The organism is Phnomibacter sp. (genome assembly GCF_036803085.1).
GTDB lineage: Bacteria > Bacteroidota > Bacteroidia > Chitinophagales > Chitinophagaceae > Phnomibacter.
On sequence record NZ_DAIRUZ010000004.1, the window covers coordinates 140,195 to 164,205 of the forward strand.

General features: G+C 44.8%; 22 protein-coding genes. 19 read left to right on the forward strand and 3 right to left on the reverse strand.

Going from position 1 to position 24,011, the window contains the following annotated elements:
• Positions 1 to 204 precede the first annotated feature (204 nt).
• From V7Q13_RS09960 to V7Q13_RS10020, 13 genes are read left to right on the forward strand one after another with little or no spacing between them, the layout of a single operon-like run.
• Complete coding sequence (locus V7Q13_RS09960) at positions 205 to 1,449, forward strand: O-antigen ligase family protein (RefSeq protein WP_333800535.1); 1,245 nt, start codon at positions 205 to 207, stop codon at positions 1,447 to 1,449.
• Between the two features lie 32 nt (positions 1,450 to 1,481).
• Positions 1,482 to 3,128 (forward strand): hypothetical protein, encoded by a 1,647-nt coding sequence (locus tag V7Q13_RS09965; RefSeq protein WP_333800536.1) that lies wholly within the window; start codon positions 1,482 to 1,484, stop codon positions 3,126 to 3,128.
• Positions 3,128 to 4,198 carry a glycosyltransferase gene (locus V7Q13_RS09970; RefSeq protein ID WP_333800537.1) on the forward strand — a complete coding sequence of 357 codons (1,071 nt, stop codon included), beginning with the start codon at positions 3,128 to 3,130 and terminating at the stop codon, positions 4,196 to 4,198. Before V7Q13_RS09965 ends, V7Q13_RS09970 begins: the two co-directional genes overlap by 1 nt.
• Entirely contained in the window at positions 4,195 to 4,809 is a 615-nt protein-coding gene (gene hisH / locus V7Q13_RS09975) for an imidazole glycerol phosphate synthase subunit HisH (protein WP_333800538.1), read from the forward strand. Before V7Q13_RS09970 ends, hisH begins: the two co-directional genes overlap by 4 nt.
• Before the next feature lie 2 nt (positions 4,810 to 4,811).
• Positions 4,812 to 5,573, forward strand: a complete 762-nt coding sequence (locus V7Q13_RS09980) for an AglZ/HisF2 family acetamidino modification protein (protein ID WP_333800539.1) — start codon at positions 4,812 to 4,814, stop codon at positions 5,571 to 5,573.
• Between the two features lies 1 nt (position 5,574).
• A complete protein-coding gene (locus tag V7Q13_RS09985; RefSeq protein WP_333800540.1) occupies positions 5,575 to 6,702 on the forward strand; it encodes an N-acetyl sugar amidotransferase in 1,128 nt (375 codons plus the stop codon).
• A gap of 35 nt (positions 6,703 to 6,737) precedes the next feature.
• Entirely contained in the window at positions 6,738 to 7,826 is a 1,089-nt protein-coding gene (locus V7Q13_RS09990; protein WP_333800541.1) for a glycosyltransferase, read from the forward strand.
• A gap of 23 nt (positions 7,827 to 7,849) precedes the next feature.
• On the forward strand, positions 7,850 to 8,926 hold the full coding sequence (locus V7Q13_RS09995; RefSeq protein ID WP_333800542.1) for a glycosyltransferase family 4 protein: 1,077 nt from the start codon (positions 7,850 to 7,852) through the stop codon (positions 8,924 to 8,926).
• 10 nt (positions 8,927 to 8,936) lie between these two features.
• Positions 8,937 to 9,818 carry an ATP-grasp fold amidoligase family protein gene (locus V7Q13_RS10000; protein WP_333800543.1) on the forward strand — a complete coding sequence of 294 codons (882 nt, stop codon included), beginning with the start codon at positions 8,937 to 8,939 and terminating at the stop codon, positions 9,816 to 9,818.
• Positions 9,819 to 9,834: 16 nt separating this feature from the next.
• Positions 9,835 to 12,267, forward strand: a complete 2,433-nt coding sequence (locus tag V7Q13_RS10005) for a glycosyltransferase (RefSeq protein WP_333800544.1) — start codon at positions 9,835 to 9,837, stop codon at positions 12,265 to 12,267.
• Between the two features lie 11 nt (positions 12,268 to 12,278).
• Positions 12,279 to 12,740: an acyltransferase gene (locus tag V7Q13_RS10010; RefSeq protein ID WP_333800545.1), complete on the forward strand. Its 462-nt coding sequence runs from the start codon at positions 12,279 to 12,281 to the stop codon at positions 12,738 to 12,740.
• Between the two features lie 12 nt (positions 12,741 to 12,752).
• On the forward strand, positions 12,753 to 13,658 hold the full coding sequence (locus V7Q13_RS10015) for an NAD-dependent epimerase/dehydratase family protein (protein WP_333800546.1): 906 nt from the start codon (positions 12,753 to 12,755) through the stop codon (positions 13,656 to 13,658).
• Positions 13,659 to 13,682: 24 nt separating this feature from the next.
• The gene (locus tag V7Q13_RS10020; protein ID WP_333800547.1) at positions 13,683 to 14,672 is read left to right on the forward strand and encodes an MraY family glycosyltransferase; all 990 of its coding nucleotides are present in this window, start codon (positions 13,683 to 13,685) and stop codon (positions 14,670 to 14,672) included.
• On the opposite strand, the gene V7Q13_RS10025 is transcribed toward V7Q13_RS10020, so the two are convergent.
• The 3 genes from V7Q13_RS10025 to V7Q13_RS10035 form a co-directional block, all read right to left on the reverse strand.
• On the reverse strand, positions 14,659 to 16,377 hold the full coding sequence (locus V7Q13_RS10025; RefSeq protein ID WP_333800548.1) for a M56 family metallopeptidase: 1,719 nt from the start codon (positions 16,375 to 16,377) through the stop codon (positions 14,659 to 14,661). The two genes, V7Q13_RS10020 and V7Q13_RS10025, sit on opposite strands and share 14 nt — an antisense overlap.
• Positions 16,378 to 16,400: 23 nt before the next feature.
• Complete coding sequence (locus V7Q13_RS10030) at positions 16,401 to 16,778, reverse strand: BlaI/MecI/CopY family transcriptional regulator (protein ID WP_333800549.1); 378 nt, start codon at positions 16,776 to 16,778, stop codon at positions 16,401 to 16,403.
• Between the two features lie 104 nt (positions 16,779 to 16,882).
• Positions 16,883 to 17,515 carry a Crp/Fnr family transcriptional regulator gene (locus tag V7Q13_RS10035; protein ID WP_333800550.1) on the reverse strand — a complete coding sequence of 211 codons (633 nt, stop codon included), beginning with the start codon at positions 17,513 to 17,515 and terminating at the stop codon, positions 16,883 to 16,885.
• 181 nt (positions 17,516 to 17,696) lie between these two features.
• Here V7Q13_RS10035 and V7Q13_RS10040 point away from each other — a divergent pair, with 181 nt between their 5' ends.
• From V7Q13_RS10040 to V7Q13_RS10065, 6 genes are all read left to right on the forward strand, one after another.
• Positions 17,697 to 18,188 (forward strand): c-type cytochrome, encoded by a 492-nt coding sequence (locus tag V7Q13_RS10040; protein WP_333800551.1) that lies wholly within the window; start codon positions 17,697 to 17,699, stop codon positions 18,186 to 18,188.
• Between the two features lie 26 nt (positions 18,189 to 18,214).
• Positions 18,215 to 20,209, forward strand: a complete 1,995-nt coding sequence (gene nosZ, locus V7Q13_RS10045) for a Sec-dependent nitrous-oxide reductase (protein WP_333800552.1) — start codon at positions 18,215 to 18,217, stop codon at positions 20,207 to 20,209.
• A gap of 81 nt (positions 20,210 to 20,290) precedes the next feature.
• Complete coding sequence (locus V7Q13_RS10050) at positions 20,291 to 21,304, forward strand: nitrous oxide reductase accessory protein NosL (protein WP_333800553.1); 1,014 nt, start codon at positions 20,291 to 20,293, stop codon at positions 21,302 to 21,304.
• Complete coding sequence (locus V7Q13_RS10055; RefSeq protein ID WP_333800554.1) at positions 21,304 to 22,539, forward strand: nitrous oxide reductase family maturation protein NosD; 1,236 nt, start codon at positions 21,304 to 21,306, stop codon at positions 22,537 to 22,539. Before V7Q13_RS10050 ends, V7Q13_RS10055 begins: the two co-directional genes overlap by 1 nt.
• Positions 22,536 to 23,246, forward strand: a complete 711-nt coding sequence (locus tag V7Q13_RS10060) for an ABC transporter ATP-binding protein (protein WP_333800555.1) — start codon at positions 22,536 to 22,538, stop codon at positions 23,244 to 23,246. The genes V7Q13_RS10055 and V7Q13_RS10060 overlap by 4 nt, the downstream gene beginning before the upstream one ends.
• Positions 23,243 to 24,010 carry an ABC transporter permease subunit gene (locus tag V7Q13_RS10065; RefSeq protein WP_333800556.1) on the forward strand — a complete coding sequence of 256 codons (768 nt, stop codon included), beginning with the start codon at positions 23,243 to 23,245 and terminating at the stop codon, positions 24,008 to 24,010. The genes V7Q13_RS10060 and V7Q13_RS10065 overlap by 4 nt, the downstream gene beginning before the upstream one ends.
• The last annotated feature ends 1 nt before the right edge of the window (position 24,011 follow it).

Below are 24,011 nucleotides of genomic sequence, written 5' to 3' on the forward strand. Positions count from 1 at the left end.
TTTCATGTGGCTTTAGGTTATGCCTCTGTATATTCCAGATGGCCGTTGATTGTCTGGTATTACATCCTATTCTTTTCTACCATCCTTTCTTTCTTCTACAGCAAAAAGCAAAATTCGATTAAGATCGTTTATCTGCTTGGATATTCATTAGGAGTAGAAGTTTTGGGCCGGGCTTTAAAAGCATACCCCTACATCCCCGACCAAATGGGTAAGTATTTGGGTGTGGTGCTGTTTGCATTTGGACTTGCGCTAGGTGGCCCCATCAAACGGGTGTCGCTTTATGGCGTGGGCATGCTGCTGTTGTCGGCACCAGCATTGGCATTGGCGCCATACGAAAACGTAAAGCCTATTATCCTAAACTATTTTGGACCGTTGGCTTTGTTTTTGGGTGTAATTTTTTGTAGCCGTCAAATTCTCACCTTCAAAGATTTTAAAGAACTTGCGGCGGTCATCTTGTTTCCCATTATATCGCTGGCATTTTTTGCTTATTTTAATGCGGCGCAAATTGAAAAAATCGACTACGGTCTTACAGCAAACAACGAAGCTGCAGGTGGTGGTTTTACCAACCAGGTGTCAACACTCTTTGGTTTGGGTATCGCCCTCATTGCGTTGATGTACATCACCAAGCAACAAATTTTCAAGTACCGGGTTTTAGACATGTCTGTAATGGGGTTGCTTATGGTTCGGGGTTTGCTTACGTTTTCGAGAGGTGGAATGGTGACAGCTGTATTTGCCATTTTCTTGGTCATGATTTTTCCTAAAGCAAAGGCCGCCTGGCAGGATAGTGAAATCAGGCTGCGTTCATTTTCTCCCGCCAGTATTTTCCTCACTTTTACGGTGGTGGCAGCCAGCTTTATCATTATTAATATTTACACAAATAACTATCTGTTGTACCGTTACCAGGGACGAACTGAGAGAAGTTTGAAAACCGGATTTAATAAAACTGCAGACATTGATCAGCTATCATCCGGACGATATAGAATCATGATCTCTGATTTGCGTATGTTTTTAGATTATCCTGCGCTTGGTGTTGGTGTAGGTTATTCCAAAATACAACGTGTGAATTATGGCGCCGGCGAAGGGATGAACCCGCACCTAGAATTTTCCCGATTGCTTGCAGAGCATGGTTCGCTTGGCCTTGCATTGGTGGTCATGATTTTTATTTATCCCTTTTATAAAGTGTGGCATGACCCCAATAATTATCGACGATCAATCATGCTCCTTTTTCTTATCATTGCACTTGCTTCTACTTTTCACAGCGCCATGCGTACCATGATTACGCCGCTGCTGTTTGCGTTTGCCTTCATACAATATGTACCTACCGATTTCGATTGGCGCCCATTGGTTGGAAAGCAACGCAAACAAAAACATTTAAAACCCCTGCACCTCAGGGCTAATAAAGGGCTTGCAAATTCTTTGAAAGCAGCTCCTGAAACGCAAGAGGCATAGCCTTTTCATTTGTGCTGAAAACTGTATGCAAAATGGCAGCACCCGGATTTGTTTTGTTGGAAGCGAGCATTGCTGCTGAACAACCCGATGGCATCGGGTTTAATAAAGCAGACAGCATTTACAGGAGCACTTATATTTTTCCTCAATCAGGAATTGGCACCATTTATTGGAATGGCTTTAGCTGCCAGAACAATGAAGCAAGAAAAGAGTTGTTGGAAAAATTAGCACATACATTAGCGTTAGCAGATGCAAACTCATTGCTTTCCGAGATGGCTGCGCTTCAACATGCTGGCGGCGAGTTTGCCTGCTGGATAGAAACACCCGAATCCAATCTTTTTTTCAATGATATACAGGGAAGATTACCCGTGTATGCCTGCCGGCAAAACGGCCGGTTATTCATGGGCAGAAATCTGACAACACTTCGCCAACAAATTTCTCTGACGCCCAACCCCGTTGGCATTGCACAAACCTTATGGGCAGGCTATGCATTGGGTAGCACCAGCATGTATAAAGAATTGGAAGTAGTGCCGCCCGGAAGTATTTGGCTGATAGAAAAACAAACAGGTAAGCATCAGGTATTAAACCAAATAATAGCCAATTACAGCGCCCGTAATACAGCGCCGATGCAGGTACAGGCCAAAGCATTGGCCGAACAATTTTTGTCCGTTTGCCAGCAGATGGCGGCTGCTCATCCACATTGGCATGTGTCGCTGTCGGGTGGGCAAGATGCAAGGGCCGTGCTGGCGGGTTTTGTAAAAGCAACGCCAGATTTGTCTGCATCTTCTTTTACTATGGGCCAAGGTTTTGCAGATGCCATGATAGCGGAGCAGTTGGCTGCACAGTACCGTGTACCGTGGCAGGCATTTACAGTAGCTCCCACCACCGAAGATGATTGGCTGATACATGCCAAAGCGGGTTTCAATTACGCTGGCATGGCGTTCATCAAACCGTATCTCGAACAGGTTGCTGCGGCCTATCCGCAACACATCATGCTTACGGGAGATGGCGGCGATAAAATGTTGCCTTACCTCGGCGAACCAACAGCTCCGACATCGTTGGATGATTTAGTGGAAAAGCTATTGGTACGACATACCATTGTGCCAGCGGCGTTGGCGGCAAAGGCGGCCGGACTGCACCGCGATGAATTGGCACAGTCGGTGTATGAATGCGTGGCGGCGTATTCCGAGCACAGCATGAACGACCGCAGCATACATTTTGTACTGAGCGAAAGGGCCCGCCGGGCCTACTTTGAAGGCGAAGACCGCAACCGGTTATTCATGTGGAGTACCACGCCGTTTTATCATCCTGTATTTGTGCAAATGGCCATGCAAGTGCCCGATGAGTATAAAAAGCGATACCGCTTCTATCATGCATTTATGCAGGAGTTGGATGCATCCTTACAAACCATACCCGATGCTAATGGCTATCGGTTGGGCAGTGTTGGATTTGCTGCGCAAAAGTGGTTGCAAGAGCAATTCAGGAGTGGTCCGGTTTGGTTGAAAAATGCGTTGCGGCAAATCAATGCGCTTCGTAATGGAAACAACAGCGCCACCAATACACTGAAAATCGATTTGCCATCAGCACTCAGTTTTATGCCTGATACTGCTGTGCAGCAAATTTGGCAAACGAGTGAAGAAGCCGCCTGGCATTTGCGTACCATTGCAAAAGTGTTTCGCTAATGCAGGTACTCATATTACTCACCGGAAAAGTATATGCCCCCAACGAACTGCCGGCAGATAGACAGTTGCCTGGCAAAGATTTGCTGGGGCAAACGCATGTGTTTGACCGGCTGGAATTTGTCAATAACCTGCAGACGATTGCGGCTTTGCAGCATGCTTTGGGCAATAATAGCCATATAGAAATACGGCATATTGTACAACGCCAAAATATCTGGCTGCTGAAAAAGCAGGCCAATGCATTGCAACAATTTATACAACAACAAAACATTGATATCGTACACCAGTTTTGGGGTGGCCCCGCTGCGTGGATGATGAGCAAGGCCACGGGCAAAACACCCTATGTTTTGTCATTGTTGGGCAGCGATTTGATGGGCACTTACAATACAGCAGGCAAATCATCTTGGAAAGGCTGGCTGCTGCAATGGACCAGCCGGTTGGCGGCCATTCGGGCTAACGCAGTGGTATTGATGTCGGCAAAAATGAAGAGCCGTTTATCGCCGGCTTTGTACAATAAAACGCATGTCATCCCCGAAGGTATTGATGATAGTTTGTTTTCCCCCATGCCTATGCAGGAAGCCAAACGCCTGTTGGGTTGGGATGAAGCAAAACAATACATCCTTTTTTTCGACAATGGCAACCGGGTAAAGAATGCGCCATTTGCTGAAGAAGTACTGCAAGCAGTGCAACAACAATTTCCAACTGTAGAAATGCTGCGGGTGCAACAGGTACCTCACCAGCAGCTGCCATTGTATTATAATGCGGCACATTTGTTACTGCTGCCTTCTTTGCACGAAGGGTCGAATAATTCGTTGAAAGAAGCACTGGCTTGCAACTGCCCGGTAGTAGCTTCAGCAGTAGGCGATGCGGAAGAAAGGCTGGCAGGCGTAACGCATAGTGTTGCTATCAAAGGCTTCGATGTAAAAGATTTTGTAGCTGCCATAGCGACTATCTTGCAAGCCAATGAACGCAGCAATGGCCGGCAATGTATAGAACCAGTAACGCATGCTTTCATTGGCCATCAGCTCAACAATTTGTATGCGCAACTAACACAACAACGCACTGTTTCATGATTGGCATTGTAAACTACGATATGGGCAATATTGGTTCAATCGTCAACATGATTGAATACTTGCAGGGTAGTTGTATGCTGGTGAGCGACGCTGCAGCAATGCAAGCTTGTGACAAGTTGATTTTGCCCGGCGTTGGTGCTTATGATACAGCTATAAAGCAACTCCGGCAAAAGGATTTGCTGGCTCCGTTGCAGGCATTTGCTATAGAGCATCGCAAGCCTGTGCTGGGCGTTTGCCTCGGCATGCAGCTCATGTGTGCCGGCAGCGAGGAAGGCCAACTGCAGGGCTTAGGTTGGTTTGATACCGTGGTTACAAAATTTCAATTCAGTGATAAAAAAATGCGGGTGCCGCACATGGGTTGGAATCATATTCAATTTGCACAACCCGGCTTTTCATTGTTCAATAATCTGTCCGCAGAAGACAATCGATTTTACTTTGTACACTCGTATGCTGTGCAACAAACAAATGCGCCGTTTGTAGCGGGCATCACACATTATGGAGCTGATTTTACCAGCGTTGTAGCGCAGCATCACCTCATGGGTTTTCAATGTCATCCCGAAAAGAGTCATCGTTTTGGGATGCAGGTGTATCAAAACTTCATCAACCTGTAAGCATGCTGCAAACAAGAGTAATACCGGTACTATTGTTGGGTAAAATGGGGATGGTAAAAACCATTCGATTCAAGCAGCCACGCTATGTGGGCGATGTAGTGAATGCCGTCCGATTATTCAACGATAAAGAAGTAGACGAACTGGTGGTGCTCGATATTGAAGCCACAGCTAAAAAAAGAATTCAGTTTGAGTTGATAGAACAATTGGCCAGCGAAGTCTTCATGCCATTAACCTATGGTGGCGGCATTACTTCGGTGGAAGATGTAGCGCAGCTATTGCGGTTGGGCGTAGAAAAAGTGGTGTTGAATGCGGCCCTGTTTACACATCCAGAACTGCTCTCTCAAATTGCAAAACGCTTCGGTGCTTCTACGGTGATTGCTTCGGTTGATTTCAAGAAAAATATATGGGGCAAATGGCAGGTGTACAGCCACAATGGCCAACGGGCTACGGGCATACATCCGCTAGACTTTTGCCAACAATGTGAAGCCCAAGGCGCCGGAGAATTGCTGCTCCACAGCATTGGTACCGATGGGATGATGCAAGGTTATCCGGTGGAAATAATGCAACATTTGGCGTCATCAGTCAGCATTCCTGTAATTGCTTGTGGCGGTGCTGGCAGCTTGCAGCACATGCAGCAATTGGCTGTGCAGTCGGGCATGCAGGCATTTGCCGCAGGTTCTATGTTTATTTACTACGGGCCGCACAAAGCCGTGCTCATCAACTATCCCGATGCAGCCACGCTACGCCGTACATTTGACCAATAGCATGGCCTATCAAATTTGCAGCAAAACAGTAATGGACAACATCGCCGATCCGGATATCCGGTTCGATGCGGATGGCGTATGCAATTACTACCATGCATTTACACAAAAACTAAAAATACGGGTGCCCGAACCGGAGCTGGCCAAACAACAATTGGAGAAGCTTGTCTCATCCATTAAAAACGCCGGCAAGGGAAAACAATACGATTGCATCATTGGGGTGAGTGGTGGCGTGGATAGCACCTACGTGGCCTGGTTGGTAAAAGAACTGGGGCTGCGGCCGTTGGCAGTGCATCTCGACAATGGCTGGAACAGTGAACTGGCAGTAAAAAACATTGAACGACTGCTGCAGCATTTACAAATAGACTTGTATACCGAAGTGCTCGATTGGGAAACCTTTCGAGATTTGCAATGGTCGTTTTTGCAAGCATCAACACCCGATGCCGAAATTCCCACCGACCATATCATTTTCGCTACCCTATACAAAGTGGCCGCCAGGTTTGGTGTGCAATACATTTTATCCGGCATGAATTTTCGCAGCGAGGGCATGTTGCCCCCCAGCTGGGCAAGGGGCCATTTGGATTGGAAATACATTCGTTCGGTGCAACAGCAATTTGGCAGTAAGTCCATCCGGCATTTGCCGCATTTATCCGTAGCTCGTTTTTTGTATTACAACCTGGTGCTAGGCATTAAAAATGTGGGCATCCTCAATTATGTGCCCTTTCGCAAAGACGAGGCGATGGCCATTATTCAGGAAAAACTGGGCTACCGGCCCTACGAAGGCAAGCATCACGAATCGATTTATACTCGTTTTTTTCAGTCGTACATCTTGCCCAAAAAGTTTGGGATTGATAAGCGAAAAGCTCACCTCAGCTGCCTCATGATGAGTACGGGTGAAGTGAGCAGGGAAGAGGCGTTGGCCACGTTGCAGCAACCGCAGCAACCGGAGCTGCAAAACCACCGCGACCGGCTGTTTGTGATTAAAAAACTGGGCATTACTGAGGCGCAATTCGATGCCATGATGGCCGCCCCGGTCAAGTCGATTTTGGATTATCCCAACCATTACCAATTGGAGCAATGGTTCCGGCAAAAGCTCAATGTATTAAGAGCCAAAGGCTGGTTGCCCAATTAGCGTAATATTGCAACCAAATTGCCCATTCAATTTCCATGGTTGTAGCACACATTATTGATAGTCTTGACACAGGAGGTGCCGAAGTAGTAGCGGTGAATATGGCCAACGCTTTGAGCCGGGTGGAGGGAGTGACGGCGCATTTGGTGGTTACCCGCCATGCTGACGGCGATTTGCGACAGCGGATAGCACCCGGAGTACAATTGCTGGTACTTAATAAAAAAGGTCCGCTGGATATCAAAGCATTGTTTCGGCTACGCAAATATTTTATCCGTAATAATGTAGATGTGGTTCATGCGCATTCCACTTCGTTTTTATACCCTGCTATCCTCGAGCCATTTTCCAATTTCATGTTGATTTGGCACGACCACTATGGATTACCCGTTCGGCCCGATGGCAAACGTAACTATCCGTACAAAATGTTTTCTCCGTTATTCGATTATGTGTTTTGTGTATCTCAGCAGTTGGTAGAGAATGCACAAAAACACTTGCATGTAAATCCGCATCACATACAGTTATTGTACAACTTTTCGGTACCGTTACAGGTTACGCCTGCGCAGCAGGTAGCCAAGCCGAAGGATAAAAAAGTAATTGTAATGAGTGCCAATTTGCGGCCGCAAAAAGATCATGGAAATTTAATTGCTGCTGTACAATTGCTGGTGCAAAAGTTGCCGGATATAGTAGTGTATTGCATTGGTGCTGGCAAAGACGAAGCTTACAAAGATTCGCTAAAAGCGAAAATTGAAGCAGCTGGTTTGCAAAATACTTTATTCTTGATGGGAGCTCAGCCCAATCCCTTCGCCTATTACAATATAGCAGATCTTGCTGTGCTGAGTTCATCCAGTGAAGGGCTGCCATTAACGCTTATTGAATACGGGTTTGCTGGTTGTGCGGTTGTATGTACCGATGTGGGGCAGAGTGCCGCTGTGGTAAACAGGGAGAGTGGATGGATAGTACCTGCTGCTCATCCGCAGGAGTTGGCCGATAATATGTTGTATGCATTAACGCATCCTGATGAAGCGGCTAATAAAGCAACTCGTTTGCAAAAGCATGTACACAAGTTTTTTTCGGAAGAAGCTGCTATTGAAGTAGTGTTGAAAGTATACAACGCTATTGTAAAAACCTGACCTTATAAAGTAGAAGCAAGCAAATGACGGGTAAAAGAAAAATATTGTTTTTGGGAGAAGTCTATCGGGCTGATGCACAAACGTGGATCAATGGCCTGAAAGAGTTTGGCGATTTCGACATAGTAAGTTATGAATTGAAAGGAGAGGGCGGCGGCTGGAAAAAAATCTTTCGCTTTTTGGAGTTCTTATTCATTGGCCCTTTGCAGGTGCGGAGAAAAATAAGGCAAGAAAAACCAGACATGGTGATTGCAGAACGTACCACCAGCTATGGATATCTTGCTGCTGTTAGTGGTGTGCATCCTATAGCCGTGGCACAGCAAGGTGTTACCGATTTGTTTCCTGTTGGTTCTATCATGATTCCTATAAAAAAGCGGTTGCAACGCAAAGCATTTACCAATGTCGATGTGCTGCATGCATGGGGGCCTGTGATGGCAGAACACATGCAACGAGTAGGAACGGATATGCAAAAAGTGATGGTGATGCCGAAGGGTATTGATTTGCGCAAGTTTCAGTTCACCACAATCGCACAAAAGCAACAGCAGCCCGTGCGGGTTATTGTTACCAGAAGTCTTACATGGGTGTACTGCCACAAAGTTATTTTTGATGCAGCGGCCAGCATCAAAAAAGCAGGGATACAACTGGAATGGCTCATCGTTGGCGATGGCGTGTTGCGACAGGAATTAGAAGCGTATGTAACCGATTTGGGTTTACAGCAAGACGTGAAATTTCTGGGCCGCATTCACAACCATGATTTGCCTGCTTATTTGGCCAGCAGCACCTTTTATGTGAGCATGCCCATGACCGAAGGAGTGAGTGCTTCCCTGTTTGAAGCCATGGCCGCAGGCTGTTATCCGCTAGTAACAGATTTGCCTGGCAACAGGTATTGGGTTCGCAATGGTGATAACGGTCAACTGATTCCTGTAAACGACAGTGCTGCATTAGCTGAAAAAATTATTACCCTCTATCATCAACCCGAAGTATTATCAAAGGCAGTGAATGATAACCGTGATTTTATTGAATCGTATGCTAATTACGAAGTGAATATGAAAAAGATAGCGGACAAGTATCATCAATTAATTGACCAGTATTCGGAAAAGTAAGTTCAAGCACATGAAAGATTTCCTACGCCATATTTACTATTTGCTTTGCCGGTATGTATTCATATTGCTACCAGATAAGCATTTCCATATTCTTACCACTTACCTCACTTTCAAAAGATTTAATGCTCCATTTTACGACATGAATCTGGAGCAGCCACTTTCTTTCAACGAGAAGCTCAATTACCTGAAGATGCATCACCAAAACCCTTTGGGTACATTGGTGGCGGATAAGGTAGCAGTGCGGGAATATGTAAAGGAAAAAATAGGTGAGCAATATCTGATACCCGTGTTGGGCGTGTACAATACAGCAGCCGAAATTCCTTTTGAGCAATTGCCAGAAAAGTTTGTGTTGAAAACAAATCATGGCTCTGGATGGAATGTGGTGTGCACCAATAAGCAAACGTTAGATATTGCACTGACACGCAAAAAATTCAACCGCTGGTTAGGTTACAATGCTTTTTACCTCAGCCGTGAGTATCAGTATAAAAACATTCCCCCGGCCATTTTGTGTGAGTCTTTTCTGCGGTTCAATATTGAGGATTATAAGTTTTTCTGTTTCAACGGAGAGCCTGCTTTTGTACAAATTGATATTGGCCGCTTCACCAATCACGAAAGAGCTTATTACGATACTAACTGGCAGAAACTTGATTTTAGTATTTGTTATGCCATTGCCAAAGAAGAGGTGCCCAAGCCAGCACAGCTCAACGAAATGCTGGAAGTGGTAAGAAAACTCAGCAAAGATTTTTTGTTTGCCAGGGTGGATTTGTACTTACACGATGACCGCATTTTCTTTGGCGAAATTACCATGTTCCCCGAGGGGGGCCATGGACCTTTCTTAAACAATGCAGACGATTATAAAGTAGGCGAATTACTTCAGCTTCCTTCATTGTAAATAATAGCACCTTACTATGCATTCAGAAAAACTGCGAATCATCTATTTCTACCAATACTTCGGCACTACTAAGGGTGGATGGAGTACACGTGTGTATGAGATGTGTCGCCGCTGGGTAGATGAGGGGCATGAAGTAACCGTCATTACATCGCCATATGATAAAAGCGATATTGAAGCGTTTAAAGGGTGGCGGCAGCATTTTGCCATTGATGGTATTGACGTCATTGTACTCAATGTGCCACAGTCCAATAAGGAAAGTACACTAAAGCGGATTGTTCGGTTTTTGCAATACATCGTGCTTGCTGTTTATTATGTTTTTCGGTTGCGTTACGATGTGGCTGTCGCTTCTTCGGGGCCTATCACCGTTGGTTTTTTAGGGTTGGTGGCCAAAAAAATACGGCGCAAAAAATTTGTATTTGAGGTGCGGGATATGTGGCCCGAAGGATCGGTGCAGCTTGGGGTGTTGAAGAATAAATTGCTCATCAGGCTATCGTATTGGTTTGAGCATTTGTGCTATAAAAATGCCCATCTTATTGTGGCCTGTTCCGAAGGCATGAAAGCGGATATCTACAACCGTTTTCAATACAGCAATATTGTGGTGGTGCCCAATGCCTGTGATACCCAGTTCTTTGCTCCTTTTGCAAACGCACCCAAGCCTGCCGCATACAGCAACAAGCGTTTAATTGTGTATGCAGGTTCATTGGGTGTAATGGATCATTGCATGCAAATAATGGAAGCCGCAAGATTGCTCGATACTAAAAAGTATCCGGATGTAGTGTTTTTAATTATAGGTGATGGTATTGAGCGAAGTATGATGGAAGCCTATAAAAAGGAACATCAACTTGAGCACGTTATTTTTTTAGGACTCATACCTAAAACTGAACTTGCTCCGCTGCTTACACATGCAGTTTGCTCCGTAGTTTGTTTTAAAAATGTGCCTGTACTCAATACTGTATCACCCAATAAAATGTTTGATGCATTTGCTGCGGGTGTTCCCATTGTTCAAACTACACAAGGTTGGATAAAGGAAATGTTGGAAGAGCACAAGGCTGGCATTACCGTGTTGCCCGATGCGCCGGAGGATATGATAGCGGCGATGTGCATTTATTTGGATGATGAACAGCGCCGAAATAATGACGCCAACAATGCAAGAGTATTGGCTGCCGGAGTATTTAGCAGAGATAAGTGTGCAACCGATATGCTTCAAGCGATAAAGGAGGCATATAAAAACACATGGGCAAAAAGAATGGCTGTGCAGTTGGGAGAGAAGCAGCTACGCAGCAATGAACCTTCGAAAGTAAAATTTGTGGTAGACTGGTATACACCATCTAGCCATGCTACATCACTGCGAATGAAGCCTTGGGTTGATGCGCTGAATGATGCTGGAAAATTCAGCATTACGATTCACACAGACAAAGGTTCAAAAGGGCAGGCCGGTGTTATACCAAACTTTTTCAGTACACCTGATAACCGGACAAAACCTTATGTGCGGTTTATGCAGGAACTCTTGTTGGGAACCGAGTTGTTTCTTAAAGTATTAGTGGCCCCAAGACAGATAGTAATCATTTCGAGCCCTCCATTTATTGTATCGTGTATGGTGGCACTCGGGTGCTTTTTTTCTCGCAAGCCCTATGTTTTTGATGTAAGAGATATCTACCCTTTGGTATATGCCAATTCTGGTTTTATTAGTAGAAACGGATGGGTATTTAAGCTGTTGTTTAGGGTTAGTAAATACTGCTATAACAATTCCTTGTTTACGAGTACGGTTACGCCGTTATTAGTTGGCTACATTCAAAATACAGGCAAGAAGGCTGATGTGCAATTGATTAAAAATGGTTTCAATGGCAAGCTTTTCATTCCAGTCGCTGATAAGGAAGAAAAATTCACGTTGGCATTCCATGGCAACATTGGACAATTTCAGAATCCAGAGCTATTGGTGGAAGTTGTAAGAGAGCTGAACAATAGAGGAGAAACCTTCCACTGTATTGCAATAGGCTCCGGCTCGAAGGAGCAAGTATTTAAGAAAGCCGGCCTCAATAATCTTGAATTCAAAGGAAGGTTGAATAATGAAGAACTTGCTAAGATCATTCAAAAAGCCCATGTGGGTTTGTCTTTCAGAACCGATGATGAAATTAGTGCAAGATCCATACCTGTAAGGGTAAGCGAATACATAGGTGTAGGTATTCCAACAGTGCTCACACCTAAAAGTGAAGGTGGTGAATTGCTCGATACTTATCAGGTGGGTAAAGCATTCGACAATGATGAAGTGTCGGCTATTTGTGATTTTATTCAGCAGTTGAAATACAATCATGATTTGTATCAGTTTTATAAAAACAATGCCATCCGCATACGTAGTAATTTTAGCAGAGAGGCAGGTGCTGAATTGTTTGTTCGTAAAATGAAGCAGTGTTTGAAGGTTGAAGAAACCGTAAAGCACACTTCATTGTAAATTTTTGTACTATGGCTTATACCATGCATCAATCTGGCGTGAGAGATGTTCAACTCGGAGAAAATGTAACCATCATTGCTCCGGTCAATTTGTATGATTGTGTGATAGGCAGCCACAGCTTTATAGGGCCCTTCACCGAAGTGCAACGGGGCGTTGTGGTGGGCATTCATTGCAAAGTGCAAAGCCACAGTTTTATATGTGAAGGAGTTACTATTGGGCATCATTGCTTTATTGGTCACGGGGTCATGTTTGTAAATGATTTGTTTACTGACGGAAAGCCTGCAGGAGGCGATCAATCCAAATGGAAAACAACCATGATAGAAGATCATGTAAGCATTGGTAGTAATGCTACCATACTGCCGGTGCGTATTTGCAGCCATACCGTTATTGGAGCAGGCAGTGTGGTTACAAAAGATATTACTGAACCGGGTGTATATGCCGGTAATCCAGCCGTATTGCTTCGTTCTTTATAAATTGTTACCGGTATGAATCATGTTTTAATCACCGGAGCATCCGGATTTTTAGGCAAGTATATCGTAGATGTATTTACGCAGCAAAACTGGCATGTGTCAACCTTAGGCCGCCACCGTTCCAGCTCTATAGAATGCGACCTCGCCGTTAGTGTGCCAGACCTTAGTAATATCAATGCCAATTTGGTAGTACATGCCATGGGCAAGGCCCACATGGTGCCTTCAACCGATGCAGAAGCACAAGCTTTCTTTGATGTCAACCTGAAGGGCACGAAAAGGCTTTGTAGTGCATTGGAAAATGCTGCTTCATTGCCTCAGGAATTTGTATTTATAAGCACAGTAGCCGTTTATGGAAGAGATGAGGGAACAGACATTAATGAAGACCATCCATTGCTAGGTAAAACGCCTTATGCGTTGAGTAAAATACAAGCAGAGCAATGGTTACAGCAATGGTGCGACCACAAAAATATTCGATTGAGTATGCTGCGATTGCCATTGGTAGCAGGTCGAAATGCTCCCGGTAATTTGGGTGCAATGGTGAACGGCATTCGCACTGGTCGTTACTTTAATATATCAGAAGGCAAAGCCCGTAAAAGTGTAGTACTTGCTGAAGATGTGGCCAACTGGATACCTAAGATTGCGGCTGTTGGTGGCGTGTATAATCTTACTGACGGTTTTCATCCCAGCTTTGCAGAACTCGCTACCGTTATAGCGAAACAGTTGCATTGCAATCCGCCGGGCAATCTTCCTTCTTGGGTGGCATTGCCTGCTGCATTCGCCGGTAATTTTTTAGGCAGCCGGGCACCTATTAATTGCGATAAGCTTCGCAAAATTACAGCCACACTCACTTTTAATGATGCTAAAGCAAAAGCCGCATTTGGCTGGTTGCCGAAGCCAGTGCTGGAATCGACACTTGTATAAACCGATTCTTAAAAAAATGATTGCATGAGTGAATTGCTGATAGAAAATCTGTTGTTGTTGCTGGTGCTATGCCTGGTGGCTGCGGCCTATCTGCGTATGGCCGATAAACTGAATATCATTGACAAACCCAACCAGCGTAGTAGTCACACACGTATTACAGTTCGGGGTGGTGGGGTTATTTTTCCTGTCAGTTTATTGTTGTATTCAGTTATTCATGGTTTTCCATACTTGTTTTTTATAGCAGGGCTCACCCTAATTGCTGTTATTAGTTTTGCCGATGATTTAAAACATCAATCCCGCAAACTCCGGCTGGCCGTGCATTTTGCAGCTGTATCGTTGCTGTTGTTTCAGGTAAATGAAATGAGTTTGCCATATTGGTTGTTGCCCATCCTTTTTGTGCTAAGTATTGGGGTAATCAATGCCTATAATTTCATGGATGGCATCAATGGTATCACCAGCGGGTATGCTATCATCATGTTGCTGACCCTTATTTTCTTACATCAGGAGGTTTCGTTTATAGATGTACAATACCTGTATGCTTTACTTACAGGAGCATTGGTATTTGCATACATGAACTTTCGTAAAAAAGCATTGTGCTTTGTCGGCGATGTGGGCAGTGTCAGCATGGCTTTCTCTCTTATTTTTCCGGTGATGCTGCTCATTTTTACCACAGGAAATCCGTTGTTTATTTTGCTGTTTGGAGTGTATGGTGTAGACACCGTACTAACCATCGTACACCGATTGATGAAGCGGGAAAATATTTTTGAAGCTCACCGCCAGCATTTATTTCAATACCTGGCCAATGAGGCCCAATGGCCGCATGTGGCAGTTTCAGCGCTGTACATGAGCATTCAATTGCTCCTGAATGCCGGTATTTATTTTGTATGGAAAAATGGAGATGCAACCACGCAATGCTGGTTTGCTATCACATCTATGCTGCTGCTTGGTGCGGTACACACATTGGTGAAGTTCAGCATCATTCGCCGTCAAAAAATGTTGCTTAAAGGGCAATAATCCTTCTGGGTTTGGCAGGCTTGAATTGCAGGCTATCCATCTTCAAAACAGGTGCCAAAGGCTTAACCAAAGGTTTCTTTGGGGCAATAATCAGGTCTTCGTTTTCATTAAGTGATACAGAAAGGTCTGGTGTTTCAAACACTGTATATCCTTCTTGTTGTTTGACAGCAGGATAAGTCGCTTTTTTCAATGAAGCTACTGCAAGGTGCTGCTCCAATACCTTGGCTTGTTCCAACGCTTCAATGGAGTGTTTGTTTTCGAGCAACACAGTTTTCAACCATTGTTTCCACTTGTTCAACTGTGCCAGTTCTTGCTGTGCAGCTTTGGCTTGTTGCTGCACAGCCTCTTTTCTGGCCATTTCGTGTTGTAGCACGGCTTCTCTGTGCGCTAATTCCGCTCCCAACGCTTCCAGCTCTGCCACCTGTTGGTTGGCATGCGCTACATCAGCAGGCAAATCGGGTAAAAGGTCTGCTACAATTGCTTCATGATTATTATTGGCCACGGCAAACATGGGAATAGTTGCTGGTTCTTCATGCGTGTCGGCAATCGCTGCAAATGTTGCAGGCGTTTCTTCAATGGTAGTGTATTCTGATAATGGTTTAGCAGCTGTGTTTTTCAGTGGTGCTGCCTTATTGCCAAACATCCAGTCAAATGCCATTTGTACATACTTCAGTTCTATTACGGCTTCTTTGTGTTGAGCCAATTGCTCACTGTTACTTTTTGCCACTTGCCTGTTTTCAATCGTTGCAATACTGATGATAGCGATTACCAAAAGCAATGAAATACTGCGACCAATGTATTGGCTGTAGGCAAGTCCACCCACTGTTTGTATACCTGCCAAGCGGCAAATGCGTTGATACAACGAACCATGTTTTTTGTTGGCCAATCCCATGGCCATGGCAGGCTGCAAACTGGCTTTGCCTATGTTGAGCAGTGCTTGTGCATACAGCTGTTTATCGTAGTTGAATTGCAGCACCCAGTCATCGCAACTGTATTCTCTTTCTGCATACGCAATCTTCAACAATTGTTTGGCAAATGGATTGAAGAATAAGAAGCTGTCGGCTATTTGCAAACCAATATTGATGAGGTAATCGTACCGCTTGATGTGTGCCAGTTCATGTATCAAAATAGCTTCTACCTGTGCTGGTGTAAGTTGGTTTACGATGGCTACCGGCAGCAAAATTACCGGCTTTAAAAAGCCAACGGTCATGGGACTGCTAATGTGGTTGCTTAACCAAACTTTTACTGGTTGTTGTATGTGCAGCCATTGTGCTTTTTCTTGTACAAAAAGCCGGATGTCTACTGCAGGTTTTTGCAAGTTGTGCTGGCGCATATAGCTGATGTTGTGCCAGCCCATAGCCAGGCGCAATAGCATGCCCACACTTACTATACAATAGGCTGCGGCCAATATGGGTATGAGTTGTATGCGTACAATTTGGAGTGCAGTTTGCAGCCATGTTTGTGCAGCCATAGGCAATGTCCAAACATCTTGATACGTAGCAGTGCGTGTAAATATGACTAAGAAAAAAGAGGCCAATACTATGCCATTGGCAACAACTGCTAAAGTGAATTTGCTGCTTGCCGATAGTTTCCAAATGCGGGTGATGGCCAGATAAGCCAGCAAGAGCAAGGCGGCAATCCAAATGCTGTGCAGCATGCCGTTGCCAATGGCGTACAAATAAGTATTGATTTGGTTGGTGAGCATAGTGGTGCGTTCGTTACAGGTGGTTACTTCATGCTGTCCAGCAGGCGTTGTATTTCGTCCAGTTCTTCTTTAGAGGGTTTGGCTGTGCCCAGTGCCCTCATTACCAGTTGGCTGGCCGAGCCTTCAAACAAGGTATTCATCATTTTACCCACTATTTGCTGCTGCGTTTTTTCCTTGCTTACATTGGGTTGGTATATGTGCGTTTTACTGCTGTCGTCGCGGGTTACCAGGCCTTTGTCGTGCATAATCTGCAACAGCTTCAGGGTGGTGGTATAGCCGGCATCTTTTACGGCAGCCAGCTCTTCGTGCACTTCACGTACGGTGGCGTTGCCCCGCTGCCACAGCACTTGCAAAATCTCCAGTTCGCTTTCTGTGGGTTTATTGCTCAGTTGCTTTGCCATAAGTAATGATACTTCTGAAAATGAAAGAAAGTACAATTATACGACAAGCTTCGTAAATAAATGGTTAAAGGCTTTTGTGCCGGATGAATGGCGGCAATACTGATTTAAATAAGCACTTTTCGATTGGCAATGGTGAGTTCGCCTTTTTCTTCCATGGCCTTCATGGTGCGGATGACGGTTTCTACCCGCAGGCCTGTCATATCGGCTATTTCTTGCCGGGTAAGGTTTACCTGCATTTGCTCTTGCTCGGGGCAGCCACAGTGTTTTTTGTATTGCTTCAGCAGGCTGAGTATGCGGTGCTCGGGGCCATAGCTGGTCAGGTCTTTCATGTTGTTCGACTTGGCCATCAGGCGGTTGGCCAGCAGCTGCGTAAAGCTGATGTGCACTTCCGGATTTTCTTTGAGCAGCATGATAAAATTGTCTTTCGACAGGCGCAACAGGGTGGCATTTTCCATGGCCATTGCCGATGCCGGATAGGTTTTGCCTGCTATCACTGGGGGCTCTCCAAAACTTTCACCGGAGCTAAAAAAGCCCTGAATGAATTCCTTGCCGCCTTCGGTGTCATTATACATTTTAACCTTACCCGCTTCTATTACATAAAAAAAAATGGCTTGCTGTCCTTCCCGAAAAATAAGTTCGCCCTTTTTTACCTGTTTGTAGGCAGCACCATAGCTCAGTAGCATTTCTATGCTTAGTATGGGTCCATTGCCTGCCGCAGCCGATTGAAGGAAAAACATAGGTCAGTATGAATTGCTGAGTAACAAAGGTGGGCAATTCCGGAGTATGAAAGTTTGCCGGATGTTGGAGTGGCATTTGCACTTGTTTGGTAGCCGCTTATGAGATAAAGGCACCATTATGATTGCAATCATAATGGCCCGGAAATGCCCATTTTACTTTTGAAAACAAAACGAAATCTACATGAAAAAATCATTTGTACTATTTGCCGCTGCCACTGCTGTTGTATTGTTGGTGGCATGTGGCGGTGGCAGTAGCGAGCCTGCTGCAACTACTACCGGCGAAACTGCTGCACCTAAAAGTATGGTAGCAGATGCTTCTTCTTACGACCCCAAGCGTGGCGAAGGAAAGTTTAGTGAAGAAAACACGAAGCTGGGTGCGTTGGATGCTGCTTTGGCTACCAAAGGCAAAGCGATTGCCGAAACAAAATGTCTGTCTTGCCACAAAACTACCGATGAAAGATTGGTGGGCCCCGGTTGGAAAGGGATTACTACCCGCAAAGCTCCATACTGGATTCTCAACTTCATTACCAATCCCGATCCTATGATTGACAAGGATCCCGAAGTGCAGGCTCAACTGGAACTCTGTCTGGTGCGTATGCCCAATCAGAACCTTACCGAAGATGATGCTAAGCAGATTCTGGAGTTCATGCGCCAAAACGATGGTGCCAAATAAGCGAACGACTTTAATCCCCCTCCAATATGGAAACAACAACCAAGTATTTCAAACTCCCATTGCTGGCAACGGCAATGCTGGCGCTGGGTTTTCAGGCATGTAAACCCAAAAATGCAGGCAGTGCCGTAGGTGGCGATGCCGCTGCAAAAGCTTATGTAGCACCAGGTAAGCACGATGAGTTTTACAATTTCGTTTCGGGTGGCTTTAGTGGCCAAATGAGTGTGTACGGTTTGCCCAGTGGCCGACTTATGCGGGTTATTCCTGTTTTCTCTGTTGATCCAGAAAAGGGTTGGGGCTACAGCGAAGAAACCAAGCCTATGCTCAACACGTCTCACGGATTTGTACCTTGGGATGATTTGCACCACGTAGAAATGAGCCAAACCAATGGTGAAATTGATGGCAAGTGGGTGTTTGGAAATGCAAACAACACGCCTCGCCTGGCCCGTATTGATTTGAAAACATTCAAGACGGCTGAAATCATTGAACTGCCCAACAGCGGCGGCAACCACAGCTCACCTTTTGGTACCGAAAACTCTGAATACATTGTGGCTGGTACCCGCTTTAGCGTTCCTCCTGACGATGTAAATGGTGATGTGCCCATCAATAGTTACAAGCAAAACTTTAAAGGCCACATCAGCTTTGTAAGTGTAAACAAAGAGAATGGCGAAATGGACATCGCTTTTCAGCTGAAAACACCCGGTGTAAACTTTGACCTGGCCCGTGCCGGTAAAGCCAAATCGCATGGCTGGTTCTTCTTCAGCTGCTACAACACAGAGCAAGCCAACACTTTGCTGGAGGTAAATGCTTCGCAGCGGGATAAGGATTTCATTTTGGCTGTAAACTGGAAAAAAGCCGAAGAGTACCTGAAAGCTGGCAAGGGTAAAAAAGTAAAAGTGAAGTATGCTCACAACAAGTGGGATGAAGCCACTCATACTGCCAAGTCAGAAATTAAAACTGAAGTAACAGTGTTGGACGTAGCTGAGTTGAAAGACATCTGCTATTTCATTCCTTGTCCTAAGTCGCCACACGGTTGTGATGTAGACCCAACCGGCGAATACATTGTAGGTAGCGGCAAACTGGCTGCGTTAATTCCTGTGTTTAGTTTTGATAAACTTCAAAAAGCCATTGCCGACAAGGCTTATGATGGCGAATACGAAGGCATTCCTGTAGTGAAATATGAAGCGGCTTTGCATGGGGAAGTGCAGAAGCCTGGCCTGGGACCATTGCATACCGAGTTTGATGGTAAAGGCAATGCCTACACATCATTCTTCGTTTCTTCTGAAGTAGTGAAGTGGAACATCAAGGACCTGAAAGTGGTAGACCGTGTGCCTACTTACTATTCTGTTGGTCACTTGTGTATCCCCGGTGGCAATACTCGCAAACCAAATCCCAAATACCTGATTGCTTACAACAAAATCACCAAAGACCGCTACCTGCCAACAGGTCCAGAGTTGGCGCAGAGTGCACAGTTGTACGATATCAGTGGCGAAAAAATGCAAATGATTCTTGACTTTCCTACCATTGGTGAGCCACACTATGCACAAGCTGCATCAGCGGATATTATAAAGAATAACGGGCAATTAAAAATTTACAAAATTGCCGACAACAAACACCCTTATGCCGCTAAAGGTGAAGGAGAAGCAAAAGTGGTTCGGGAAGGAAATAAAGTACATGTGTACATGACTTCCATCCGTTCACACTTTGCACCAGATAATATTGAAGGTGTAAGGTTGGGTGATGAAGTTTACTTCCACGTAACCAACCTGGAGCAAGACTGGGATGTGCCACACGGCTTTGCTGTAAAAGGTGCCGCCAATGCAGAATTGCTGATTATGCCTGGCGAAACAACCACCCTGAAATGGGTGCCAGACAGAGTAGGTATGTTCCCCATGTACTGTACCGATTTCTGTAGTGCATTGCACCAGGAAATGCAAGGATACATAAGGGTTTCACCAGCAGGAAGCAATGTGCCACTTACGTATAGCGTAGGCACCAACAAGCCTGCCGAAACGAAGAAGTAACCTGATAAGTGCGTTGATTTTTTAAAAGGGAACAGGCATTTATCAACTGTGCCTGTTCCCTTTATTTTTAAAAAATGTGATATGAAAAAGACTGGTATTAGTCCGTTGTCGAGAGTATTAAGTGCTTTGGCAGGAATAGCGTTGGTCATTTCTTTGTTCGTGCCCATGTGGCGTATCGAACTCGATGCACCTCAATACCCCGAAGGGTTGGCGTTGCAAATTTTTCCGCATAAACTGGGTGGCGATGTAGACATTATCAATGGCCTTAACCACTATATAGGTATGCAAACCTTGCATGCTGAAAACTTTGTAGAGTTTACAGTTTTGCCGTACATCATTGCCGCCTTTGCATTAGCCGCATTGTTAGCTGCAGCTATTGGTAAACGAAAGTTGTTGCAAATTGTATTTTTTGCCTTTGTAATTTTTGGTGTGGTTGCTATGATTGACTTTTGGCGTTGGGAATACGACTATGGTCACAACCTCGATCCCAATGCAGCCATCATTGTGCCGGGCATGGCTTATCAGCCTCCGTTGATTGGCTTTAAGCAGCTGCTTAATTTTGGGGCTTTTTCTATACCCGATACAGGTGGATGGTTGTTTATTGTAGCTGGTGCAATGTTGTTAGTAGCTGTGCTTAAAGAAGCGGGTGTACTTAATCGTTTCTTAAATAAAAAGCTGGCAGGTGCTACAATGTTGTTGCTGTTGTTGCAAAGCTGTAGCAGCAATGAGCCTGAAGCTATTGCCTACAACCGCGATAATTGCAGTCACTGCAAAATGACGATTACAGATCCTCGTTTTGCAGCAGAAGTAAAAACTACCAAAGGCAGGGTGTATAAGTTTGATGATATTACCTGTATGACTGCCTATTTACGTGAGCATAACGAAGTAGCTTTTTCCGGCTTGTGGGTCAGTAATTTTAACGGACATCAAGAACTCATTGATGCTAAAACAGCCTATTACATTCAAGATGAATCCTTCAATAGCCCCATGCGTGGCAACACAGCTGCATTTGTAAGCAAAGAAGCTGCAGGTGCCATAGCAACTAAATTGCAGGCGGCAGTTACCATTTGGGATAGTGTGAGTAAAAGTGAGTAATGAAAAAAAACGGCTGCATCTTTTTGTGTGTTTTGCTGGCTTGCCAATTGCAGGCTGCCACCATTAGGGTGGGGAAGCAGCATGCCATCAACAGCATTAAAGCTGCCATTAAGCAAAGCCGTGCCGGCGATACTATTTTGGTAGCAGCAGGTTTGTACAAAGAAGGAAATATAGTGGTCAACAAACGCCTGGTGTTGTTGGGCGAAAACTTTCCTGAATTAGATGGTCAGCATAAATACGAGGTGTTGACGATAACTGCTGACAGTACCATTGTAAAAGGTTTTCGGGTGCAACACTCGGGGCATGCATCGCTTGATGATCCGGGGGGCATTAAAATTCTGGAAGCCAATTATGTGGTGATTGAAGGGAATGTATTGTACGATAATTTCTTTGGTGTGTATGTACAGTACGGTAAACATTGCCTCATAAAAAACAATACCCTTGTTGCCTTTGGCAAAGAAGAACAACAGATTGGCAATGGAGTGCATTGCTGGAAAAGCGATAGCCTGCAAATTATTGGCAATAATATTTCCGGACACCGCGATGGTATCTACTTTGAATTTGTGACAGCTTCTGTTATCTGGCGCAATGTTTCTGCCGGCAATATTCGTTACGGCTTGCATTTTATGTTTTCCAACAACGACAGTTATTTCACCAATACATTTAAAAACAATGGTGCCGGCGTGGCGGTCATGTACAGCAAGCAGGTAACCATGATGAACAACAACTTTGAGCAAAACTGGGGTGATGCGGCGTATGGATTGCTGCTCAAAGAAATTTCAGACAGTTATATTTCGGGCAATCAGTTTCGGCAAAATACTTCTGGCATTTGGATGGAGGGTACCAGCCGGATAAAAATGGAACGCAATGCGTTTGTACAAAATGGTTGGGCTATGCAAGTGCAAGCCAGTTGTATGGACAACCTCATTACTGATAATAATTTTATAGCCAACACATTTGATATGGGAACCAATGGCGATGTGGTGCTCAACACAGTAGCCAGCAACTATTGGGATAAATGTGAAGGGTACGATTTAGATAGAAATGGATTTTCCGATGTGCCTTTCAGGCCATTAAGCATGTTCAGTGTGGTTGTCGAAAAAAATCCCTCTGCCATGCTGCTGTTTCGCAGTTTTCTGGTAAGCCTCCTCGATCGTTCAGAAAAGATTTTTCCCAGCCTTACCCCCGAACAGTTTATAGATAAAAGCCCGAGAATGAAACCGCTGCCATTATGATACGTGTAGAAGCTGTAAGCAAAAAATTTGGAAAACTGCAGGTGTTGCAAAAGGTGGATTTGACCTGTAACAGCGGCGAGTGTATTGCACTTATTGGGCCCAATGGTTGTGGTAAAACCACTCTCATCAAATCCATACTCAACATGGTAATTCCGGATAGTGGCCGCATATTGGTGAATGGCAAAGACATCTCCGGCGATTTTTTATATCGCTCAGATATTGGCTATATGCCGCAGATTGGCCGCTACCCCGAAAACATGAATGTGGGCCAGGTGATTGAAACCATTCAAACATTGCGTGGAGCAGATAAGTCGGTGGATACTGATTTGTACGAAGCCTATAAAATGCAACAGCTATTAGGCAAACGCATGAACACTTTGAGTGGTGGTACCCGGCAAAAAGTAAGTGCAGTGTTGGCATTCATGTTCAATCCGGGCATCCTCATTTTAGATGAGCCAACAGCAGGGCTCGATCCTTTGGCTGCAGAAATTTTGAAAGAAAAAATCATGGCCGAAATGCAACGCAAAAAGCTGGTGATGATTACCTCGCATTTGCTGAGTGAGTTGGAAGATATTGTATCTGAAGTAGTATTTATGCAAGATGGATCGGTGGCATTTCACAAATCGAATGCAGCACTGAAAGCAGATACGGGTAAAGACAGTATTGCCAAAGCGATTTCTCACATTTTACGGGAGCAGGCATCATGAAGAAGATTATACGATTTGTATTGACAGATATTTTACGCAACCGAATTGTGATTGCCTATGCTGTGCTTATGGCCGTGTTGTCGTGGACGGTTTTTAATATGGAAGACACCGGCAGTAAAGGTGTACTCACATTGCTCAATATTGTGTTGCTGGTAGTGCCACTGGTGTCTGTGTTGTTTTCTACCATTTACATTTACAACAGTGCTGAGTTTATTGAGCTGTTGCTGAGCCAGCCTGTAAAGCGGCCGCAAATTTGGTTGAGTTTGTTTGGCGGTTTGTCTATCAGTTTCATCATTGCCTTTGCGGTGGCAGTTGGCTTGCCGCTCTTTTTATTTGCCGATTTTCATCAGGCTGTAATACTGTTTGCTACAGGCTGTTTGTTGTCTGCCATATTTGTAGCCCTTGCATTTTTAGCCGCCATTATGAGCCGTGATAAAGCCAAAGGCGTTGGGGTGTCTATTTTGTTGTGGTTGTATTTCGCTTTATTGTTCGATGGACTGGTGCTATTCCTGATGTTTCAGTTTGCTGACTATCCTATAGAAAAACCAATGGTGCTGTTAAGTGCTACAAGTCCCTTGGATTTGGCCCGCATTCTCAACCTCATGCAGATTGATGCTTCGGCCATGATGGGCTACACCGGCGCTATTTTCAAAAACTATTTTGGCAGCGGATGGGGTGTTGTATTATCCTTTGGTTTACTCCTTGCCTGGGCATTGGTGCCTTTCTGGATTTCGTTACGCATTTTCAAACGTAAAGACCTTTGAT

Excerpts from the sequence above, each read along its gene's own strand:
- V7Q13_RS09960 (WP_333800535.1), top strand. The coding sequence starts at position 205 with ATGGGTAAGTATTTGGGTGTGGTGCTGTTTGCATTTGGACTTGCGCTA.
- V7Q13_RS09985 (WP_333800540.1), top strand. The coding sequence starts at position 5,575 with ATGGCCTATCAAATTTGCAGCAAAACAGTAATGGACAACATCGCCGAT.
- V7Q13_RS09995 (WP_333800542.1), top strand. The coding sequence starts at position 7,850 with ATGACGGGTAAAAGAAAAATATTGTTTTTGGGAGAAGTCTATCGGGCT.
- V7Q13_RS10015 (WP_333800546.1), top strand. The coding sequence starts at position 12,753 with ATGAATCATGTTTTAATCACCGGAGCATCCGGATTTTTAGGCAAGTAT.
- V7Q13_RS10000 (WP_333800543.1), top strand. The coding sequence starts at position 8,937 with ATGAAAGATTTCCTACGCCATATTTACTATTTGCTTTGCCGGTATGTA.
- V7Q13_RS09980 (WP_333800539.1), top strand. The coding sequence starts at position 4,812 with ATGCTGCAAACAAGAGTAATACCGGTACTATTGTTGGGTAAAATGGGG.
- V7Q13_RS10040 (WP_333800551.1), top strand. The coding sequence starts at position 17,697 with ATGAAAAAATCATTTGTACTATTTGCCGCTGCCACTGCTGTTGTATTG.
- V7Q13_RS09970 (WP_333800537.1), top strand. The coding sequence starts at position 3,128 with ATGCAGGTACTCATATTACTCACCGGAAAAGTATATGCCCCCAACGAA.
- V7Q13_RS10055 (WP_333800554.1), top strand. The coding sequence starts at position 21,304 with ATGAAAAAAAACGGCTGCATCTTTTTGTGTGTTTTGCTGGCTTGCCAA.
- V7Q13_RS09965 (WP_333800536.1), top strand. The coding sequence starts at position 1,482 with ATGGCAGCACCCGGATTTGTTTTGTTGGAAGCGAGCATTGCTGCTGAA.
- V7Q13_RS10035 (WP_333800550.1), bottom strand. The coding sequence starts at position 17,515 with ATGTTTTTCCTTCAATCGGCTGCGGCAGGCAATGGACCCATACTAAGC.
- V7Q13_RS10030 (WP_333800549.1), bottom strand. The coding sequence starts at position 16,778 with ATGGCAAAGCAACTGAGCAATAAACCCACAGAAAGCGAACTGGAGATT.
- V7Q13_RS10050 (WP_333800553.1), top strand. The coding sequence starts at position 20,291 with ATGAAAAAGACTGGTATTAGTCCGTTGTCGAGAGTATTAAGTGCTTTG.
- V7Q13_RS10020 (WP_333800547.1), top strand. The coding sequence starts at position 13,683 with ATGAGTGAATTGCTGATAGAAAATCTGTTGTTGTTGCTGGTGCTATGC.
- V7Q13_RS10065 (WP_333800556.1), top strand. The coding sequence starts at position 23,243 with ATGAAGAAGATTATACGATTTGTATTGACAGATATTTTACGCAACCGA.
- nosZ (WP_333800552.1), top strand. The coding sequence starts at position 18,215 with ATGGAAACAACAACCAAGTATTTCAAACTCCCATTGCTGGCAACGGCA.
- V7Q13_RS10010 (WP_333800545.1), top strand. The coding sequence starts at position 12,279 with ATGGCTTATACCATGCATCAATCTGGCGTGAGAGATGTTCAACTCGGA.
- V7Q13_RS10025 (WP_333800548.1), bottom strand. The coding sequence starts at position 16,377 with ATGCTCACCAACCAAATCAATACTTATTTGTACGCCATTGGCAACGGC.
- hisH (WP_333800538.1), top strand. The coding sequence starts at position 4,195 with ATGATTGGCATTGTAAACTACGATATGGGCAATATTGGTTCAATCGTC.
- V7Q13_RS10060 (WP_333800555.1), top strand. The coding sequence starts at position 22,536 with ATGATACGTGTAGAAGCTGTAAGCAAAAAATTTGGAAAACTGCAGGTG.
- V7Q13_RS09990 (WP_333800541.1), top strand. The coding sequence starts at position 6,738 with ATGGTTGTAGCACACATTATTGATAGTCTTGACACAGGAGGTGCCGAA.
- V7Q13_RS10005 (WP_333800544.1), top strand. The coding sequence starts at position 9,835 with ATGCATTCAGAAAAACTGCGAATCATCTATTTCTACCAATACTTCGGC.